This is a genomic window from Mycobacterium sp. NGS11 (assembly GCF_059813315.1).
Genome location: NZ_JCALEJ010000004.1, coordinates 120,337 through 139,063 on the forward strand (window position 1 = coordinate 120,337; position 18,727 = coordinate 139,063).

Annotated in this window: 15 protein-coding genes; 10 read left to right on the forward strand and 5 right to left on the reverse strand. The window is 66.7% G+C overall.

Annotation, left to right across the window (positions count from 1 at the left end):
* Positions 1 to 15: 15 nt before the first annotated feature.
* Positions 16 to 933: a class I SAM-dependent methyltransferase gene (locus AC5Y4T_RS07360; protein WP_499918497.1), complete on the forward strand. Its 918-nt coding sequence runs from the start codon at positions 16 to 18 to the stop codon at positions 931 to 933.
* A 13-nt stretch (positions 934 to 946) separates the two neighbouring features.
* Here the strand turns inward: AC5Y4T_RS07360 and AC5Y4T_RS07365 are convergent, their stop codons facing one another.
* Together AC5Y4T_RS07365 and AC5Y4T_RS07370 are read right to left on the reverse strand one after the other, a co-directional pair.
* Entirely contained in the window at positions 947 to 2,887 is a 1,941-nt protein-coding gene (locus tag AC5Y4T_RS07365) for a fumarylacetoacetate hydrolase family protein (RefSeq protein WP_499918498.1), read from the reverse strand.
* Positions 2,884 to 5,139, reverse strand: a complete 2,256-nt coding sequence (locus AC5Y4T_RS07370; protein ID WP_499918499.1) for an ATP-dependent DNA ligase — start codon at positions 5,137 to 5,139, stop codon at positions 2,884 to 2,886. The genes AC5Y4T_RS07365 and AC5Y4T_RS07370 overlap by 4 nt, the downstream gene beginning before the upstream one ends.
* A gap of 128 nt (positions 5,140 to 5,267) precedes the next feature.
* On the opposite strand from AC5Y4T_RS07370, the gene AC5Y4T_RS07375 reads away from it, so the two are divergent.
* From AC5Y4T_RS07375 to ku, 5 genes are all read left to right on the forward strand, one after another.
* On the forward strand, positions 5,268 to 6,794 hold the full coding sequence (locus AC5Y4T_RS07375) for a mannitol dehydrogenase family protein (protein ID WP_499918501.1): 1,527 nt from the start codon (positions 5,268 to 5,270) through the stop codon (positions 6,792 to 6,794).
* Complete coding sequence (locus AC5Y4T_RS07380; protein ID WP_499918502.1) at positions 6,791 to 7,639, forward strand: HAD family hydrolase; 849 nt, start codon at positions 6,791 to 6,793, stop codon at positions 7,637 to 7,639. Before AC5Y4T_RS07375 ends, AC5Y4T_RS07380 begins: the two co-directional genes overlap by 4 nt.
* Positions 7,640 to 7,673: 34 nt before the next feature.
* Positions 7,674 to 9,086 (forward strand): mannitol dehydrogenase family protein, encoded by a 1,413-nt coding sequence (locus AC5Y4T_RS07385; RefSeq protein ID WP_499918504.1) that lies wholly within the window; start codon positions 7,674 to 7,676, stop codon positions 9,084 to 9,086.
* Entirely contained in the window at positions 9,083 to 9,991 is a 909-nt protein-coding gene (locus tag AC5Y4T_RS07390; RefSeq protein WP_499918506.1) for a carbohydrate kinase family protein, read from the forward strand. Before AC5Y4T_RS07385 ends, AC5Y4T_RS07390 begins: the two co-directional genes overlap by 4 nt.
* A gap of 96 nt (positions 9,992 to 10,087) precedes the next feature.
* Positions 10,088 to 10,993 (forward strand): non-homologous end joining protein Ku, encoded by a 906-nt coding sequence (ku, locus tag AC5Y4T_RS07395; protein ID WP_499918507.1) that lies wholly within the window; start codon positions 10,088 to 10,090, stop codon positions 10,991 to 10,993.
* Positions 10,994 to 10,998: 5 nt separating this feature from the next.
* Here the strand turns inward: ku and pstA are convergent, their stop codons facing one another.
* The 3 genes from pstA to pstS are packed head-to-tail and all read right to left on the reverse strand — an operon-like array spanning position 10,999 to position 14,041.
* A complete protein-coding gene (pstA, locus tag AC5Y4T_RS07400; RefSeq protein ID WP_499918508.1) occupies positions 10,999 to 11,901 on the reverse strand; it encodes a phosphate ABC transporter permease PstA in 903 nt (300 codons plus the stop codon).
* A 22-nt stretch (positions 11,902 to 11,923) separates the two neighbouring features.
* The gene (pstC, locus tag AC5Y4T_RS07405) at positions 11,924 to 12,898 is read right to left on the reverse strand and encodes a phosphate ABC transporter permease subunit PstC (RefSeq protein ID WP_499919013.1); all 975 of its coding nucleotides are present in this window, start codon (positions 12,896 to 12,898) and stop codon (positions 11,924 to 11,926) included.
* A gap of 30 nt (positions 12,899 to 12,928) precedes the next feature.
* Positions 12,929 to 14,041, reverse strand: a complete 1,113-nt coding sequence (gene pstS, locus AC5Y4T_RS07410) for a phosphate ABC transporter substrate-binding protein PstS (RefSeq protein ID WP_499918509.1) — start codon at positions 14,039 to 14,041, stop codon at positions 12,929 to 12,931.
* Positions 14,042 to 14,435: 394 nt separating this feature from the next.
* On the opposite strand from pstS, the gene AC5Y4T_RS07415 reads away from it, so the two are divergent.
* The 4 genes from AC5Y4T_RS07415 (at position 14,436) to AC5Y4T_RS07430 (ending at position 18,721) form a co-directional block, all read left to right on the forward strand.
* Entirely contained in the window at positions 14,436 to 15,227 is a 792-nt protein-coding gene (locus AC5Y4T_RS07415; protein ID WP_499918510.1) for an SDR family oxidoreductase, read from the forward strand.
* Positions 15,228 to 15,242: 15 nt separating this feature from the next.
* Positions 15,243 to 16,319: an NAD(P)H-dependent amine dehydrogenase family protein gene (locus tag AC5Y4T_RS07420; protein ID WP_499918511.1), complete on the forward strand. Its 1,077-nt coding sequence runs from the start codon at positions 15,243 to 15,245 to the stop codon at positions 16,317 to 16,319.
* A 74-nt stretch (positions 16,320 to 16,393) separates the two neighbouring features.
* Positions 16,394 to 17,644 (forward strand): Nramp family divalent metal transporter, encoded by a 1,251-nt coding sequence (locus AC5Y4T_RS07425; RefSeq protein WP_499918512.1) that lies wholly within the window; start codon positions 16,394 to 16,396, stop codon positions 17,642 to 17,644.
* The gene (locus tag AC5Y4T_RS07430) at positions 17,645 to 18,721 is read left to right on the forward strand and encodes a poly-gamma-glutamate hydrolase family protein (RefSeq protein ID WP_499918513.1); all 1,077 of its coding nucleotides are present in this window, start codon (positions 17,645 to 17,647) and stop codon (positions 18,719 to 18,721) included. It abuts the gene before it with no gap.
* The last annotated feature ends 6 nt before the right edge of the window (positions 18,722 to 18,727 follow it).

Here is an 18,727-nt window from a genome sequence, read left to right on the forward strand (position 1 = left end):
ATCGAAGGAGAAGCCATGGCACGAACCGAAGGCGATACCTGGGACCTGGCCAACAGCGTGGGCGCCACCGCCACCATGGTGGCCGCGGCCCGCGCGGCGGCCACCAGACGCCCACAACCGGTGATCACCGACGAGTTCGCCGAGCCGCTGGTGCGCGCCGTCGGGCTGGACGTGTTCACCAAGCTGGCGACCGGCGAACTCGATTCAGACGAGCTCGAGAACGGCGTCAAATTTTCGCGGATGGTGGACACATTCGCCGCCCGGGCCCGGTTTTACGACGATTACTTCGCCGCAGCCGGTCAGGCCGGTCTGCGCCAGGTGGTGATCGTGGCATCGGGTCTGGATTCGCGGGCCTACCGGCTGCGTTGGCCGGCCGGCACGACGGTGTACGAGATCGACCAGCCGGAGGTGATCGCGTTCAAGACGGCGACGCTGGCCGAGATCGGCGCCGCCCCGACCGCCGAACTCCGCACGGTGGGTATCGATCTGCGTGAGGACTGGCCGGCGGCTTTGCAGGCGGCGGGCTTTGACCCGGCGCAGGCGACGGCGTGGCTGGCCGAAGGAGTGTTGATCGGGTTCCTTCCGCCCGAGGCCGAAGTTCGGTTGCTGGACTCCATCATTCCGTTGTCCAGTGAGGGCAGCCGGTTCGCCGCCGACTTCGGGACCGTCGCCCCGGCGACCCCGGAGGGGCGCGAACAGTCCCGGCTCGCGACCGAGGGGTGGCGACGGCAGGGGCTCGATCTGGACATCGCCGGTTTGGCCTACCCGGGCGAGCACACCGACGTCGCCGCGCACCTGGCGGCAAACGGATGGGATACCAGCACATTTCGGCTCGCCGACCTGTTTTCCGCCGCGGGCCTACCGCAACTGGGGCCCGTCGAGCACCAGGTTCCCGCCGCCACGATCAGCTTCGTCAGCGCGGTGCGGCCCTAGCCGCCGTGAGCGGTCACGCGGATCGTTTGGCCAGCCATTCGGCCTGCATCACCAGCAGGGCCATGACCTCCAATTGCGGTGTCTGCGGGTCTAGTTCGCGGTATCGCTGGTAGACGTTGACGACCACCCGCTCGGCATCCAGCCAGGTCGCGTACTCGCCGAGGTCGATGGCGTCGGCGGCCTCGGCCCACGACAGCCCCCGGCGGTATGCCGCCTCGGCCTGTTCGGCCACGTGCACGAGGTAGCCACGCACCGCGCGGATTCCGTCGGGATCGGTTACCGGGCCGTGTCCGGGGACCACGGTCGGCGCGTCCAGCGCGATCATCGCGTCGCACGCCGCGACCCAGTTGCCGATGGGTCCCGCCCACACGATGGGCGTGCAGCCGATGAACAGCAGGTCGCCGCCGAACAGGACGCCCGCATCGGGCACGTGCACCACCGAATCGGCGGCGGTGTGCGCGGGACCCAGGTTCAGCACGTCGACCCGTCGCCCGCCGACGTCGACGCGCAGGCTGCGCTCGAAGGTCTGGTCGGCGTTGCGCAACGTGATGTTGCTGAAGTCGAAGTGCCCGAAGCGCTCTCGCGTGTACGGGGTGGCCACCGGCCCGAGGTTGGCGGTTTGCGCGATGGCCAGCATCTCGGGCGCCATCCCGTGCTCGATCTCCTCGGCGGTGCCCTGCGCCGCGATGATGCGCACCGAGGCGTCCAGCAGTTGGTTGCCGTGGGTGTGGTCGCCGTTGGAATGGGTGATCACAGCGTCGGTGATGGGCGCCGACCCGGTGATGGACCGCATCGCGGTGAGCATTTCGCGCGTCAGTGCCAAATCGAAGAGGGTGTCCACCAACAAGGATGCGCCCGCGCCGGCGATCAGTCCGGCGTTGCTCCACCCGTAGCCACCATCCGGCAACGTCCACGCCCACACGCGGTCGGCGACCCGATGCAGCCCGCGGGTGTACGGCACCTTCGCCGGCGCGCGGTTGACCCGCCGCGCGGCGGGTGCGGCGTCCGGATTGGGCCGGGCGGCCAACGCGTGTGGCGCGCTGCTGGCGCGGACGGTTTGCCGGGTCTCCCCCAGCCCCTCGACGCGCAGCGTGACGATGTCGCCGTCGTGCAACCAGCCGGGAAACGATTCCAGCGCAGCGGGATTGAGGTGCTCGACCAGTGTGCAGGTGGGCACCGTCCCGGAGCCGATGACGTCGCCGGGATTGAGGGTGACGCCGCGCGAGGCGTAGGAGATGACTTCGCCGAAGGTCCAGTCCATTTGGGCCGTCGACCCCGTGCCGATGACGTTGTCGTTGACCAATGCGGTGACCTGGAGGTCGAGTTTGGCGCCGTGGCGGTACGGCTCGAGCTCGTCGGGGGTCACGAGGTAGGGGCCCAACGTCACACCGCTGTCCTTGCCCTTGCCCTGTCCGATGCCCAGCTGGCTTTCCATCTGCTGCAGGTCGCGCGCGGACCAGTCGTTGAAGATGGTGTAGCCGATGATCGCCTGTTCGGCCTGCTGGACGGTGAGATCCTTGCCCCCCGTTCCGATCACCGCGGCGATCTCCAACTCGAAGTCCTGCCAAGCGCTTCCGGGTGCCGTCGGCGCGTCGTCGTACGGCCCTAAAACTGTTGTCGGACAGGCGAAGTAGAAGGCGGGGATGCGATACCAGGTGTCGGCGAGCAGGCGCCCGGCGCCCAGCGCGGCTTGGCAGTTGCGCATGTGGTCGAGGAAGCACAAGGAATCCCGGATCGTAGGCGGACGCGGAATGGGCGCCCGCAGTCGCGCATCGGCGAGACGCACCGTGGCCGACGGGGAGCGCCGCGCCTCCTCCCCCGCTTGGCGCAATCCCTCGGAGCCGCGCGCGATCAGGTCGAGCAGTGTCGCTCCCGGCGGCATCGCATAGATGGTGTCGCCGGAGACGACTCCGACGCGCTCGCCGTCATCACCTTGGTAGGTAACCCATTTCACTCCCGCACCACCTCACTCGCTTCCTTGTCCGGCCGCAGCCCCCGCCAACTCGATTGACGCAGCCGGTTGTCCGGGGTCCACTCGCTGTAGCGCACCTCCCCGACCAGGATCGGCTCCACATACGTCACGCCCCGGGCTTCGCTGCGGGGCAGCGGTGGGTGAAACGGTGATTGACCGGTGTGCAGCGGCGCCAGCGTCTTTTTCAGGTTGGCCAGGTCGCGTTCGGTGAACCCGGTGCCGACGCGTCCCGCGAAATGCAGGCCGTCGGCGGTGGGGATGCCCAGCAGCAGTGAGCCGATGCCGCTGGTGCGTCCGCCCTCCCCCGCCTTCCAGCCGCCGATCACGACCTCCTGCGTGTTCCAGTGCTTGTCCTTGATCCACGAGGACGAGCGCCGGCCGGGCTGGTAGGTGGAGTCGCGCCGCTTGGCGATCACCCCCTCCCAGCCGCGCTTGCCCGAGTCTTCCAGCGCTTGCGTGCCATCTCCGGGTAGCAACTCTGGAACGACGAGATTGGTTGCGGTGCTGAGCATTTCCAGCACCTTTCGCCGGTCCCGGTAGCTGGCCCGCAGCAGCGAGCGCCCGTCGAGGTACAACACGTCGAACGCCCAGAATTCGACGCGCGAGCCTCGGCCCCGGTTCTGCATCTCGTGGAAGTTGGGCACCCCCGAAGAATCCAGGACCACTGCCTCACCGTCGAGGATCACATGGTGCTCGGCGAGATCGTCTGCCAGCCAATGCAGTTCGCGATATTCACCAGTCACTTCGCGACCGCGCCGAGACCGCACCCGGATGGCGCCGTGGTCGGCCTCGATCAAAAGCCGGTAGCCATCCCATTTGCCCTCGAACGCCCATTGTCCTGCCTTGAGCGCCGTCACCGAACCGTGGGTGGCCAGCATGGGGGCGATCGTGTCGAACTCAAAGACGTTCTGGTCCTTCATCCGGTGCGCCAGCCATTGGTTCCCATTGGTCTGAATCAGGGCATAGCGTCCGGAGATCTTGGTGCCGCGCAGATTGACGATGACTTCGTCGTCAAGGAACTTCTCGGCCTCATAGGTTCCGGAGTCCCAGATGACCACCTTTCCCGCGCCATACTCGCCTTTGGGGATGATGCCCTCGAACCCGCCGTATTCCAGCGGATGGTCCTCGGTGTGGACCGCCAGGTGGTTCACCGAGGTGGTTTCGGGCAGGTTCTTCGGTACCGCCCACGACACCAGCACGCCGTCTCGTTCCAGCCGGAAGTCGTAGTGCAGCCGGCGGGCGTGGTGTTCCTGGATGACAAAGCTATTCCCCTGCCCTATAACGGGTTTCGACGCCGGCACCGGCTCGGGCGTTTTCGATGCGTCGCGCATGCTGCGGTACTTGCTCAGTCGGTCCGGCACCGGTGCGTCCTCGTCCAGCGGTGCCAGCAGATCGCCGTCGCGGGCGACCCGGTCCAGCACTTCGTCGTAACGCAACTGGCGCAGCGACGGGTCGTCGAGTTCCTCCCAGGTGCGCGGCGCCGCGACGGTGGGTTGCTCACGTCCCCGCAGCGAGTACGGCGCGATGGTCGTCTTGGCGCCGTTGTTCTGACTCCAGTCCAAAAAGATCTTGCCGGCCCGCAGGCTCTTGGTCATGGTCGACGTCACCAGCGTGGGCATCGTCTTTTCCAGTTGTTGCGCAACGCGTTTGGCCAACACCGTCGCGCCCTTGCTGCTCACCGGCTCCTGCAAGGGCGTATAGAGGTGCAGGCCCTTGCTGCCGCTGGTGAGCGGATAAGTGGTCAGCCCGATACCGGCGATCAGTTCGCGGACGGCGCGCGCCACCTCCGCCAGCTGGGCCATCGTGACGCCTTCGCCGGGATCGAGGTCGAACACCAGCCGGGTCGCCGGGCCCGGTTTCAGTTCTTCGGCCCGGCTGCGGGTCCACTCGGCGACGAAGCGCCACTGCGGCACGTGGACCTCCAGCGCGGCTTGCTGGGCGATCCAGGCCAGGCCGTCGACGGTGTCGATGATCGGATACGTCGTCGTTCCGGATCGGTGGGTCACGCTGGCGCGCGGCAGCCAGTCGGGCGCCGACGCCGCCAGTTGTTTCTCGAAGAACGATTCTTCGTCGACGCCGTTGGGCCAGCGCTTGCGCGTTGCCGGACGCCCGGCGACGTGCGGGATCATCACCTCGGCAATCCGCGTGTAGTAGTCGAAGATGTCGCTCTTGGTGGTTCCGGTGGCGGGATAGAGCACCTTGTCGGCGTTGGTCAGTTTCACCCGCGGTGCCATGTTGTCAACCTACGCGTTTCGCGCGTGTTAACCGCTTTGACCACCGCTAATCGCGCAACCGTCGGTTCGTTTTGTGACATGACCCACGAGCGGGTATACCTCCGGACGGTTCGGGGCACAGGAACACGATGTTCGATCTGATCCCCTCCCCTTGGCGTCCAAAAAACGGCGTCCCATTGAGCGACGCGACACTACGGCTGCACTCGCAACGAGTCGACGTTCCGACGTACGACCGGTCGGCCCTCGGTCGAGGAGTCGTCCACATCGGCGCGGGCAACTTTCACCGCGCCCACCAGGCCGTCTACTTCGACGACCTGGCCCGCAAGGGCATTTCGGGACGCTGGGGAGTCACCAGCGTCAGTCTCCACTCCCCCGACCTCAAACACCTGCTTTCGGCGCAGGACGGGCTGTACACCGTCGTACAGCGCGGCCACGACCGCCAAACCGCCCGCGTCGTCGGCTCGATCGGCTCCGTTCATTACGCGCCGAACGACGGCGCGGCGGTCCGTAGCGCCCTGGCCGATCCGCAAACCCGCATCGTCAGCCTGACCATTACCGACAACGGATACTTCCTGAATCCGGTCACCGACGAATTCGACGCCGACCACCCCGACGTGCGCGCCGACCTCGTCGCCTCCGGCAGCTACGCCACCGCGTGGGGATACCTGGCCGAAGCTCTCGACCGGCGCCGTCGCGCGGGCGTCGCGCCGTTCACCGTGCTCTGCTGCGACAACGTTCCCGGCGACACGCAGCCGGCGAGAACCGCGCTGGTGTCGTTCGCCGCCTTGAAGGATCCCGGGCTTGCCCGCTGGATCGAGACGCACGTCGCGTTTCCGTCGACCATGGTCGACCGCATCACCCCCCAAACCACCAGATCTGAGCGCACATTCGTCGAGCAGACATTCGGCGTCGCGGACAAATGGCCGGTGGTGACCGAGCCGCACAGCCAATGGGTGATCGAGGATTCGTTCAGCAACGGGCGGCCGCCGCTCGACGAGGTCGGTGCCGAATTCGTCGCCGATGTCAGCGACCACAAGTTGATCAAAACCCGTCTTCTCAACGGAACCCATATCGCGCTCGCGTGCCTGGCCATCCTGGCCGGCTACCAGCGCACCGACGAAGCGATGCGCGATCGCGTCATCTTCGACTACGTCGACAAGCTGCTGCGCGACGAGATTCAGCCGCTGCTGCCCGCGGTGCCCGGCATGAACACTCCCGAGTACCGGGGCACGTTGCTGGATCGGCTCAGCAATTCCCGGATGAGTGACCAGTTGGCGCGGCTGGCCCGGCGCGGAACCAGCAAGATCGCGACGTTCGTGCTGCCCTCGCTGCGGGAGGCGATCGCGCAGGGCAGGCCGCACACATTGTTGATGGTGGCCGTCGCGGGATGGGCCCGTTACATGCGGGGCCACGACCTCGACGGGCGAAAGCTCCGCCTGGAAGACTCTCAGGCGATTCCGGTGGCTAGGTTGGCCAATATGGCCCGCAGCAATCCAGATCCGCTGCTCAGACACGAGATGTTCGCCGAGGTACGCGCGGTTCCCGGTTTTGCCGAGCGGCTGGGCGCGATGATTTCCGATATCGACGAGCGCGGTGTGGTGCCCACACTGCGGGATGCGATGCGCAACGACGAGTGGGAGTTGGTGTCGCGATGACTGGGCTGACCTTTGTGCGCACCTTCGACGCGGCGCCGATCACGACCTTGCTGTGCGATGCCGATGACAACCTGTTCGGGTCCGAGAGGCCGGCGTTCGACGCCTCGACCGAGGTGACCAACCGTTTTTTGGCCAGGTTCGGCGTGACCGCCCCGCTCAGCTGCGAGGAGCTCCGCAAGCGGGCTGTCGGGAAGAATTTCCGTAACACGGCGCTGGACCTGGCGGTGCAGTGCGAAGTGCCGCTCGACGAGACGTTGGCCCGGGGCCGTCCCGCAGCACGGGTCGCCTCGGCCGGCGGCCTCGCCGGCGGCAACGCGTTGTCCACCGACGAGCTCGAGCAGTGGGTGCGCGAGGAGCGTGAGCGGGTCACCGCTCACCTGGCTGACACCCTGACCCCCGATCCGGAGGTGGTGGAGCCGTTGCGCAGCCTCGCCAACCGGTACGCGCTCGCGGCCGTGAGCTCGAGCGCCACCGGGCGGCTGCGGGCCTGCTTCGCCGCCACCGGCCTCGACTCGCTGATATCGGAGGCGGTGACTTTCAGCGCGGAGGATTCGCTTCCGGTGCCGACCAGCAAACCCGACCCGGCGGTGTACGTGCATGCCGGGCAGGTACTGGGCGTCGCACCGAAACAGGGGCTGGCCATCGAAGACTCCGTGGCCGGCGTGACATCCGCGGTGGCGGCCGGCTACCCCACCATCGGCAACCTGATGTTCGTGCCACCTGACGAACGGGATTGCCGCCGTGCGGAATTGGTCGATGCGGGAGCAGTCGCGATCACCGATTCGTGGCGCGCGATCGCGGATGTGCTGCTGTTGTCTGCGGCCGAAGGTTTCCGGGCCGGGTGACGATCCGGGCGTTGAGGCGGGGAGGAGTGGGCCAATGGAGGCCAACGGAATCGACCTGAACAATGCGGCGCTCGCGACGATGCCGATCGATGCGCCCAACTACGACCGCAGCAGGGTGACCGTCGGGATCGCGCACATCGGGGCCGGTCATTTCCACCGCGCGCATCAGGCCGCCTACATCAACCTGTTGCTGCAGCAGGGCCTGGCGCACGAGTGGGGCATCTGCGGTGTGGGTGTCATGCCCGCCGACTGGACGATGCGCGACGTCCTTGACGGTCAGGACGGGCTCTACACGCTGATCCTGGAAAATCCCGACGGTAGCCGCGACGCCCAGGTGATCGGCTCGATCATCGACTATCGTTACGCGCCCGATGATCCCGAGTCGGCGCTGGACGTGCTGGCGGCACCGGCCACCCGAATCATCTCGCTGACCATCACCGAGGGCGGCTATCGCGACCCGGACGGCCCCGCGTTCGCGTTGATCGTCGAGGCGTTGGACCGGCGTCGCCGGCGGGGGATCGCCGCGCCGACGATCGCCTCCTGTGACAACATCGAGAACAACGGTGAGGTCGCCAGGCGTGCCGTGCTCGCAGGCGCCGAACGCCGGGATCCCGAGTTGGCCGAGTGGGTGGCAGAGCACGCCCGGTTTCCGAGTTCGATGGTCGACCGCATCACGCCCGCAACGACTTTGGCGATGGCCGCGGAAGTGCGACGCGACTTCGGCGTCAACGACCGGTGGCCGGTCGTGGCCGAGCCGTTCACCGCCTGGGTGATCGAGGACTCCTTCGCCGACGGCCGCCCGCCGCTGGAGCAAGCGGGCGTTCTGCTGGTCGACGATGTGCGCCCGTACGAGCTGATGAAGCTGCGACTGCTCAACGCCGGGCATCAGTGCCTTGCCTACTTCGCCCACCTCTGCGGGTTCAAGTTCGTTCACGAGGCCGCAAGCGATCCATTGTTCGCCGAATTCCTGCTTGCCTACTTCGAATCCGAGGCCATTCCGACGCTCCCGCAGGTGCCGGGAATCAACCTGCATGAGTACGGCCGCACGCTCGTCGAGCGGTTTGCCAACCCGGCCGTGCGGGACACCGTCGCGCGGCTGTGCGCCTACTCGTCGGACCGCATCCCGAAATTTCTGTATCCCGTCATCTGCGACAACCTGGCCCACGGCGGGCCGGTCCGGCTGGCGGCGGCGGTGGTGGCGAGCTGGGCCCGCTACGCCGAGGGTGTCGACGAGTGGGGCAACCCGTACGAGGTGCTGGATCAGCTGGCGGACTCGCTCATCCCGATCGCCAGGTCGCAGCACGAGAATCCCACCGCGTTCATCGAGATCACCGCGGTGTTCTGCGACCTGGCCCATCAGCCACGCTTCGTCGAGGCGTACCTGTGGGCGCTGGATTCGTTGCACAGCAAGGGGGCTCGCGCGACGCTGGATGCCTTGGTGCGATGACCCGCGGGCTGGTGATCGGCGAGTCGCTGATCGATATCGTCGACAGCGACGAGCATGTCGGCGGCAGCCCGCTCAATGTTGCCGTCGGGCTTGGCCGACTGGGTCGCGGAATCGACTTCCTGACGTCGATCGCCGACGATGCCTATGGCCGGCACATCAGCGAGTACGTCGAAGCCGCAGGGGTGCAACTCGTTTCGGAAAGCCGGGCGGCCCAGCGCACGGCGACCGCGCGGTCGACCATCGCCGAAGACGGGTCCGCCGAGTACGTGTTCGATCTGGACTGGCGACTCTCCGGAACACCGCCGGTCGCACCGCCGCTATTCGTCCACACCGGATCGATTGCCGCCGTGCAGGATCCGGGCTGCCTCGCGGTCGCGGCGCTGATCGACGCCTATCGCGTCTCGGCCACGGTCACCTTCGATCCCAACGTGCGGCCGTCGCTGATCGCCGACCGGGGGCTGGCCGTCGCGCGCATCGAGCACCTCGTCGAACGCAGCGACGTGGTGAAGGTCAGCGAGGAAGACCTGCGCTGGATCGACCCCACGCGGCCCCCCGAGCAGATCGCGCAAACGTGGCTGCGGCTGGGCCCGGCCATCGTGGCGATCACGATGGCCGACCGGGGCGCGGTGGCATTCTGCGCGGCGGGCGCCGCCCGGGTACCGACGCGGGCGCAGCGCGTGGTCGACACCGTCGGCGCCGGCGACGCCTTCATGGTTGGTCTGCTCGACGCGCTCTGGGAATCGGGGTCGTTGGGCGGCGACCGGCGCACCGAATTGCGCGAAATCAGCGTGGACGCGCTGACGATCGCGGTGGAAGCGGCGAGCCTGTGCGCGGCGCTCACCGTCGCTCGCGCGGGAGCCGACCTGCCGGATCGGGCCGCGCTGGATGCGGCTTCGCGTCGTTAGCCACGCACCTCGATCGCCGGAGTCCGACGTGGACAATCCCCGGTCGTAGCCTCGTCGTGCTGTTTTGCCACCGGCCCTCCGGGCATACTGACTTGCATGCGCTCGATCTGGAAGGGTTCCATCGCGTTCGGGCTGGTGAACGTCCCCGTCAAGGTGTACAGCGCCACCCAGGACCACGACATCAAATTCCACCAGGTACACGCCAAGGACAACGGCCGTATCCGGTACCAACGCGTGTGCGAGGTGGACGGCGAAGTCGTCGAATACCGTGACATCGCGCGGGCCTACGAGTCCGACGACGGTCAGATGGTGATCATCACCGACGACGACATCGCCACCCTGCCCGAGGAACGCAGCCGCGAGATCGAAGTGCTGGAGTTCGTGCCGGCCAGCGAGGTGGATCCGATGCTGTTCGACCGCAGCTACTTCCTGGAGCCGGACTCCAAGTCGTCGAAATCCTATGTGCTGCTTGCCAAGACCCTGGCCGAGGCCGATCGGATGGCGATCGTCCACTTCACGCTGCGCAACAAGACCCGGCTGGCCGCGTTGCGCGTCAAGGACTTCGGCAAGCGCGACGTGATGGTGATCCACACCTTGTTGTGGCCCGACGAGATCCGCGACCCCGACTTCCCCATCCTGGACAAGAAGGTCGAGATCAAGCCGGCCGAGCTCAAGATGGCCGGCCAGGTGGTGGAGTCGATGGCCGAGGACTTCAATCCCGATCGCTATCACGACACCTATCAGGAGCAGCTGCAAGAGTTGGTCGACGCCAAACTCGAAGGCGGAGAAGCGTTTACCACCGAGGAGCAGCCGAAGGAGCTGGACGAGACCGAGGACGTATCAGACCTGCTCGCCAAGCTGGAGGCCAGCGTGAAGGCGCGTTCCGGCAACGGCAAGGCGCCCGCGAAGAAGGCCGCGGCGAAAAAGGCCCCCGCGAAAAAGACGACCGCCAAGAAAGCGCCGGCCAAAAAAGCGGCCAAAAAGGCGGCGTCGAAGTCCTGACCGGGTCAGCGTCTGCGGGTTGCCACGAAACGGGTCAGCGCCGCAACGATGTTGATGACGGCGACCATGATGATCAGCGTCAGCGCCGCGCCCCAGATCCGCAGGAATCCGGCGTGTTCGGGATTGGTGAGCTCGGTGTAGATCAGCAGCGGCAGAGACGCCATGTTGCCGTGGAAGATGTCGAGGTTGATCGATCGGCTGTAGCCGACCAGCACCAGCACCGGCGCGGTTTCACCGATCACCCGCGCGATGGACAATAAAATGCCGGACACGATGCCGGGCATCGCGATCGGAAAGACGATCCGCACGATGGTCTTCCATTTCGACACACCGAGCGCGTAGCTGGCCTCGCGCAGTTCGTCGGGCACCAGCCGCAGCATCTCCTCGGCGGAGCGCACCACCACCGGCAACATCAGCAGGACCAGGGCCAGCGATACCGCGAACGAACTCTGCTGAAAGCCCAAGGTGGCGATCCACAGGCTGAAGATGAACAGCGCCGCCACGATCGAGGGCACTCCGGCGAGGACGTCGACCATGAACGTCGTCAGCCGCACCAAGCGGCCGGATCCGTATTCCACCAGAAAGACCGCGGTCATCAGGCCCAACGGCACGGCCATGGCCGCCGCCACCCCGGCTTGTACCAGCGTGCCGTAGAGCGCGTGGTAGACGCCACCGGCGAACTGCTCCGGCAGCACCCCGTGCAGCGAGTGGGTCCACCACCCCGACCGGGTGACGGCGTACCAGCCTCGTTCGACCACGATCCACAACACCCAGATCAGCGGCACCAGCGCAACGCAGAACGAAGCGAGGAAGAAGATCGTCGCCGTGCTGTTGGTGATCCGGCGCCGGAAGCTCAGCGGCCTGAACACCTCCACCTTGACCGGTCGGTCCAACGCTTCGACGGTCACGGGCGCCGCTCCACGTTGCGGTTCATCCGTTGACCTTGCCGCCGGCGATCGCACGGGCGAGCGCGTTGACCACGAACGTCAACACGAACAGCGCGAATCCCGCCGAGATGTATGCCCCCGTGGGCAGCGGCGCGCTGAACTCCGCGGCCGCCGACGCGATCTTCGAGGCGAACGTGTAGCCGCCGTCGAACAGCGACCAACTACCCGCGCGGGCGGCCGAACGCAAGATGATCAGCACCGCCACGGTCTCGCCCAGCGCGCGGCCCAGCCCCAGCATCGAGGCCGCGATCACACCGCTGCGCCCGAACGGCAGCACGGTCATCCGCACCACCTCCCATTTGGTGGCGCCGAGTGCCTGCGCCGCCTCCATCTGGATGTGCGGGGTCTGCCGAAATACCTCCCGCGAGACGGACGTGATGATCGGCAGGATCATTACCGACAGCACGACGCCGGCGGTGAAGATGGTGCCGCCACCGGCCAACGAGACATTGCCCTGCTTGAACAGGAACAGCCAACCAAGGTGACGGTTGAGAAACGCGGCCACCGGCTCGATCTGGGGGGCGAGCACGAAGATCCCCCACAGCCCGAAGATGATCGATGGCACCGCGGCCAGCAGGTCCACCACCGCGCCGAAGGGCCGCGCCAGCCGCCGTGGCGCGTACTGGGTGAGAAACACCGCGATACCGACCGCGACGGGAACGGCCAGCACCAGCGCGCTGACCGAACTGAGCACCGTGACCATCAGCAGGTCACGGATGCCGAAGGCGAGCCTGTTCGGGTCGCTGGTGCTGAATTTGGCGCTGGTGAAGAAGTTCGCGTGGTTGACGCGCAACGATGGGACCGCACGCAGCAACAGGAATACCGCGATCAACAGGATGGCGACCACGATCGTCGAACCGGCAGCGGCGGCCGTCAACTTGAACAGTCGATCAGCCCGCCGCCCCACGTGTTCACTCAGCGTTGTCAGCGCCGGTTTCTCCGTGGTCGACGAGCTGATTGCGGTTCCTCGTGTCACGACCACTTCAGGTTATGTGATGGCGTTGATGGAAGCAGACAACCTCGACTTGAACGCGTCAGGGATGGGGATGTAGCCGTTGTCGACCAGGCCGTTCTGCCCCGCGCCGATGGTGCTTTGCAGGAACGCCTTGACCGCCGTGCCGACCTGCGCGTCGGGATACTTCGAGCAGACGATCTCGTAGGTGGCCAGCACGATCGGGTAGGAACCGGCCTGGGTCGGCTTATAGAAGGACAGCGTGTCCAGCACAAGGTCGTTGCCCTGGCCGGCGATCTTGGCTCCAGCAATCGTCTTACCCACCGAGTCGGCGCTGATCGACACCGCGTCCGGCCCGGCCGGCGTGATGATCTTGGCCATGTTCAGTTTCTGCGCCTGAGCAAACGACCATTCGTTGTAGGTGATCGACCCCTCGGTCGCCTTGATCGCGGCCGAGGTGCCGTCGTTGCCCTTTGCTCCCTCGCCGACACCACCCTTGAACGTCTTGCCGGCCCCCTTGCCCCACGCGCCGTTGGCGGCGGCATCGAGGTACTTCTGGAAATTGTCGGTGGTGCCGGATTCGTCGTTGCGGAAGACGACGTGAATCGGCTCGGCGGGCAGCGTGACACCCGGGTTGAGCGCTCCGATGGCGGGATCATTCCATGTACCGATCGCGCCGTTGAAGATCTTGGCGGCGGTGGCGCCGTCCAGGCTCAGCGAATTGAGGCCCGTGACGTTGTAGGTGATGGCGATCGGGCCGAACACCACCGGGAGATTCAACGCCGGCGACCCGCAACGTTGTTGGGCCGCGGCGTATTCACTGGCGGCCAGCGGTGAATCCGAACCACCGAAATCCGTTTGCTTACCGTTGAATTCGCTGATTCCCGCGCCCGAACCGTTGGCGGTGTAGTTCAGCGTCTGGCCGGGACAGGCCTGCTCGAACGCGTTGACGAACCGGGTCATCGCGTTGGCCTGAGCCGTCGAGCCGCTGGCCTTGAGGGCCTTCGTCCCGCCGCAGCTCACGCTGCCCGACGAGGAGCCGCTCGTTGCGTGCGCGCCGGTCCCGTTGTTATCGCTTCCGCATGCCGACAACGCCAGCGCGCCAGCGCTCAGCACACTCAGCACGGCGCCAAATCGGTTGAGTTTCAATTCGCTTCCTTACGGTTGGGATGAAACGGGACCGCCGCCGGTCGGTAGCCAGTGCGCCCGACCAGCCCGGCTCGCAGCCACGAAGCTAACAGTAACAAGGTGAACGCTGAGCAAAATGATCGGCGATCACCGCTTAACGCGATGGCACCGGGTGGCGCCGTGGGTGGACGCAAGCTGAACCCTGTTTCTGCGTCCTCCGACAGCAAAGCGCGTTGGCTGGCTTTGCGACGCCGCGAACCGGTCGTCCAGCACGGGATTCCCGCGCGCATGCCTGCGCTGCGGGCCGGCCCACCACGCCCTCATGCGAAAAATAGAACGTGTTCCAGAAATGCCCGATCCGAGACGGCGCGGCTTGCTACGGTGTCGGCTGACACCGAAAAAAGAGAGGCCGCCAATGATCCTTGACAGGTTCCGTCTCGACGACAAAGTCGCCGTCATCACCGGTGCAGGCCGCGGCCTCGGGGCGGCGATTGCGCTGGCCTTCGCCGAGGCCGGCGCGGATGTGCTGATCGCCTCGCGCACGGAGTCACAACTAGAAGCCGTCGCAGAACAGGTCGGAGCCGTCGGACGGCGGGCCCACGTCGTGGCCGCCGACCTGGCGCATCCCGAGTCCACCGCCGAGCTGGCCGGCAAGGCCGTCGAGGCATTCGGAAAACTAGACATCGTCGTCAACAACGTCGGCGGGACGATGCCCAACACGCTGCTGACCACCTCGACGAAGGACCTCAAAGAGGCTTTCACCTTCAACGTCGCCACGGCCCACGCGCTGACGCTGGCCGCGGTCCCGTTGATGCTGGAGCACTCCGACGGCGGCAGCATCATCAACATCACCTCGACCATGGGCAGGCTGGCCGGGCGCGGATTCGCCGCCTACGGCACCGCCAAAGCCGCGCTGTCGCATTACACTCGGCTGACCGCCCTGGACCTGTGCCCGCGCATTCGCGTCAACGCGATCGCGCCGGGGTCGATCCTGACCTCCGCCCTGGACGTGGTTGCCTCCAACGACGAGCTGCGGGCACCGATGGAGAAGGCCACTCCCATGCGGCGCCTCGGCGATCCCGTCGACATTGCCGCTGCCGCAGTCTATTTGGCGTCCCCCGCCGGCAGCTTCCTGACCGGCAAGACGCTCGAGGTCGACGGTGGTCTCACCTTCCCCAACCTCGACATACCCGTCCCGGACCTGTGACCTAAGGAGCCAGTCATGCCCATCCCCGTCGTCCAACTGGGCACCGGCAACGTCGGTATCCACGCTCTGCGGGCGCTCATCACCAATCCCGAGTTCGACTTGAAAGGCGTCTGGGTGTCCTCGGACGCCAAGGCCGGCAAGGACGCGGCCGAGCTTGCGGGGCTTAGCGATTCGACAGGAGTGCTCGCCAGCACCGACCTGGATGCCGTGCTGGCCACCGGGCCACAATGCGCCGTGTACAACGCCCTGGCCGACAACCGGCTGCCCGAGGCGCTCGAGGACTACCGGCGCGTCTTGGCGGCGGGGATCAACATCGTCGGCAGCGGCCCGGTGTTCTTGCAGTATCCGTGGCAGGTCATCCCCGAGGAACTCATCAAGCCCTTGGAAGATGCGGCGCGCGAAGGGAATTCGAGTCTCTACGTCAACGGTATCGATCCCGGCTTCGCCAACGATCTGTTGCCACTTGCCCTGGCGGGCACCTGCCAGAGCATTCAGCAGATTCGATGCATGGAGATCGTCGACTACGCCACGTACGACAGCGCCGCGGTCATGTTCGACGTCATGGGGTTCGGCAAGCCGCTGGACGAGGTTCCCATGCTGCTGCAACCCGGCGTGCTCAGCCTGGCGTGGGGGTCGGTGATCCGCCAAATGGCTGCGGGCCTGGGCATTTCGCTCGACGCGGTCACCCAGGACCACGTTCGCATACCAGCCCCCGAGGACTTCGACATCGCCTCGGGTCATATCGCCAAGGGCACCGCCGCGGCGCTGCGCTTCGAGGTGTTCGGCATGGTCGACGGCAATCCCGTCGTCGTCCTGGAACACGTCACCCGGCTGCGCGAGGACCTGTGCCCCGACTGGCCCCAGCCGGCCCAAGAGGGCGGTTCCTACCGCATCGAGATCACCGGCGAACCGTCTTATGCCATGGATGTCTGCCTGAGCAGCCGTAAGGGCGATCACAATCACGCCGGCCTGGTGGCCACCGCGATGCGCGTAGTCAACGCGATCCCGGCGGTAGTCGCCGCGCACCCGGGCATCGTGACGACCCTGGACCTGCCGCTGGTCACCGGGAAGGGGCTTTACCGCCCCAGCTGAGGCACGAGGGCCTTAAACGCCGGAGCCGCCGACGGTCGCGTTGCGATGTTCGGTTAACCTCACTTTATTATTTGGTGGAGGGAATCGAGGTCGGCACGTTGGGGCAGCGCACCCAGGGCTCGCTGAAGGGCAACTGGTATCTGCTCGGGCCTGCGTTCGTCGCCGCCATCGCCTACGTCGACCCGGGCAACGTCGCCGCCAACGTCAGCGCCGGCTCGCAGTATGGCTACCTGCTGCTGTGGGTCATCGTGGCAGCCAATGTGCTGGCGGGCCTTGTGCAGTACCTGTCGGCGAAGCTGGGGCTGGTCACCGGACGCTCGCTGCCCGGCACGATCGGTAAACGGATGGGCCGCCCGGCGCGGTTGATCTATTGGGCCCAGGCCGAACTCGTGGCCGTCGCAACCGACGCGGCCGAGGTGGTCGGCGGGGCCATCGCCCTGCACATCCTCTTCGATTTGCCGCTGCTGGCCGGCGGGTTGATCACCGGTCTGGTCGCCTTGCTGCTGCTGGGGATTCAGGACCGGCGCGGACAGATCATTTTCGAGCGGGTCATCACCGGCCTGTTGCTCGTCATCGCGATCGGTTTCGCGGCGAGCTTCTTCGTCAAGACGGCGCCGCCGGAGGAGATGCTCGGCGGACTGGTACCCAGATTCCAGGGCACCGAAAGCGTGCTGCTGGCGGCGGCCATCCTGGGCGCCACCGTGATGCCGCACGCGGTCTACATGCATTCGGGCCTCGTGCTGGACCGGCACGGGCATCCCGGCGAGGGGTCGCATCGGCGCCTGCTGTTGCGCATCACCCGCTGGGATGTCGTGCTGGCGATGACGGTGGCCGGCACGGTGAACGCCGCGATGCTGCTGATCGCCGCGGTCAACCTGCAGCACCGCGACCTCAGCGCCTCCATCGAGGGCGCCTATGCGGCGATTCACCACACGCTTGGCCCGACCATCGCGGTGCTGTTCGCGGTCGGCTTGCTCGCGTCGGGTCTGGCGTCGTCGTCGGTGGGCGCCTATGCCGGCGCCATGATCATGCAGGGCTTGCTGCGCCGGTCGATTCCCATGATCGTGCGCCGGGTGATCACCCTGGTGCCCGCCCTGGTGATCCTGGCGGTCGGCTTCGACCCCACCCGCGCATTGGTGCTGTCGCAGGTGGTGTTGTCGTTCGGAATCCCTTTTGCGGTGCTGCCTTTGATCAAGCTGACCAGCGACCGCGAGTTGATGGGTGGCGACGTCAATCACCGCATCACGACGATTGTCGGCTGGGCCGTCGGCGTATTGATTAGTCTGCTCAACGTGGTGCTCATCTGGCTGACGGTGACGGGCTGAATGCCGGCGCTCGGGCACCTCTACTTCGCATACGGGTCGAACCTATGCGTCCGGCAGATGGCGCAACGGTGTCCCGACGCCGCGCGGCCGCGACCGGCGGTGCTTGCCGATCACGACTGGCTGATCAACCAGCGCGGCGTGGCCACCGTGGAACCGCTCGCCGGTAACGAGGTGCACGGGGTGGTTTGGCAGATCTCCGACGGTGACTTGGCGACGTTGGACAGCGCCGAGGGTGTGCCGGTGCGCTACCGGCGCGACGAGATGACCGTGCACACCGACGACGGGCCCGCGTCGGCCTGGGTCTACATCGATCACCGGGTCACGCCGGGCCCGCCCCGCCCGGGTTACCTGCCCAAGATCATCGATGGCGCTACCCAGCACGGGCTGCCGCAGCGTTGGGTCGACTTCTTGCGCCGCTGGGATCCCGCCGGATGGCCCGGTCCGAGATCGTCCTCTGCGTCCGGGCCTGGGCCACAGTCACTTTCGGCACTGCTGCGCGAACCTGGGGTGACCGAGATCAGCCGATTGCGTTCGCGTTTCGGCTTTTTCGCGATCCACGGCGGCGGGCTGGAGGAGATGACCGACGTCATCGCCGAGCGCGCCGCCGAAGCCGCCGGCGCATCGGTCTATGCGGTGCGCCATCCGGATCGCTACCCGCACCACCTGCCGTCGGCCCTGTTCGATCCGGCCGAGTCGCCACGGCTCGCCGAGTTCCTCGACCATGTTGACGTCGCGGTGTCGCTGCACGGGTATGGCCGCGACGGTCGGAGCACCCAACTGCTGGCCGGCGGTCGCAATCGGGCATTGGCCGCCCACCTGAACCGGCACATCCAGCTGACCGGTTACCAGGTGGTCACCGACCTCGACGACATCCCGCCGGAGCTGCGGGGCTTGCACCCGCGCAACCCGGTGAACCGGGTGCGTGGCGGCGGAACGCAACTGGAGCTCTCGGCGCGGGTCAGGGGGATCAGCCCGCGCAGTCCGCTGCCGGGCGACGACGGTTTGTCGTCGGTCACCAGCGCCCTGACCCAGGGGCTGGCCGCGGCCGCCCGCAGTTGGTCGATGTCGGATCGTTGAACGGAG

Bases quoted from the DNA above. Each gene is read 5' to 3' on its own strand.
- AC5Y4T_RS07415 (WP_499918510.1), top strand. From the start codon at position 14,436: ATGATCCTTGACAGGTTCCGTCTCGACGACAAAGTCGCCGTCATCACC.
- AC5Y4T_RS07370 (WP_499918499.1), bottom strand. From the start codon at position 5,139: ATGGCACCGCGGGTGAAACTGACCAACGCCGACAAGGTGCTCTATCCC.
- AC5Y4T_RS07420 (WP_499918511.1), top strand. From the start codon at position 15,243: ATGCCCATCCCCGTCGTCCAACTGGGCACCGGCAACGTCGGTATCCAC.
- ku (WP_499918507.1), top strand. From the start codon at position 10,088: ATGCGCTCGATCTGGAAGGGTTCCATCGCGTTCGGGCTGGTGAACGTC.
- AC5Y4T_RS07390 (WP_499918506.1), top strand. From the start codon at position 9,083: ATGACCCGCGGGCTGGTGATCGGCGAGTCGCTGATCGATATCGTCGAC.
- AC5Y4T_RS07430 (WP_499918513.1), top strand. From the start codon at position 17,645: ATGCCGGCGCTCGGGCACCTCTACTTCGCATACGGGTCGAACCTATGC.
- AC5Y4T_RS07375 (WP_499918501.1), top strand. From the start codon at position 5,268: ATGTTCGATCTGATCCCCTCCCCTTGGCGTCCAAAAAACGGCGTCCCA.
- AC5Y4T_RS07360 (WP_499918497.1), top strand. From the start codon at position 16: ATGGCACGAACCGAAGGCGATACCTGGGACCTGGCCAACAGCGTGGGC.
- AC5Y4T_RS07380 (WP_499918502.1), top strand. From the start codon at position 6,791: ATGACTGGGCTGACCTTTGTGCGCACCTTCGACGCGGCGCCGATCACG.
- AC5Y4T_RS07385 (WP_499918504.1), top strand. From the start codon at position 7,674: ATGGAGGCCAACGGAATCGACCTGAACAATGCGGCGCTCGCGACGATG.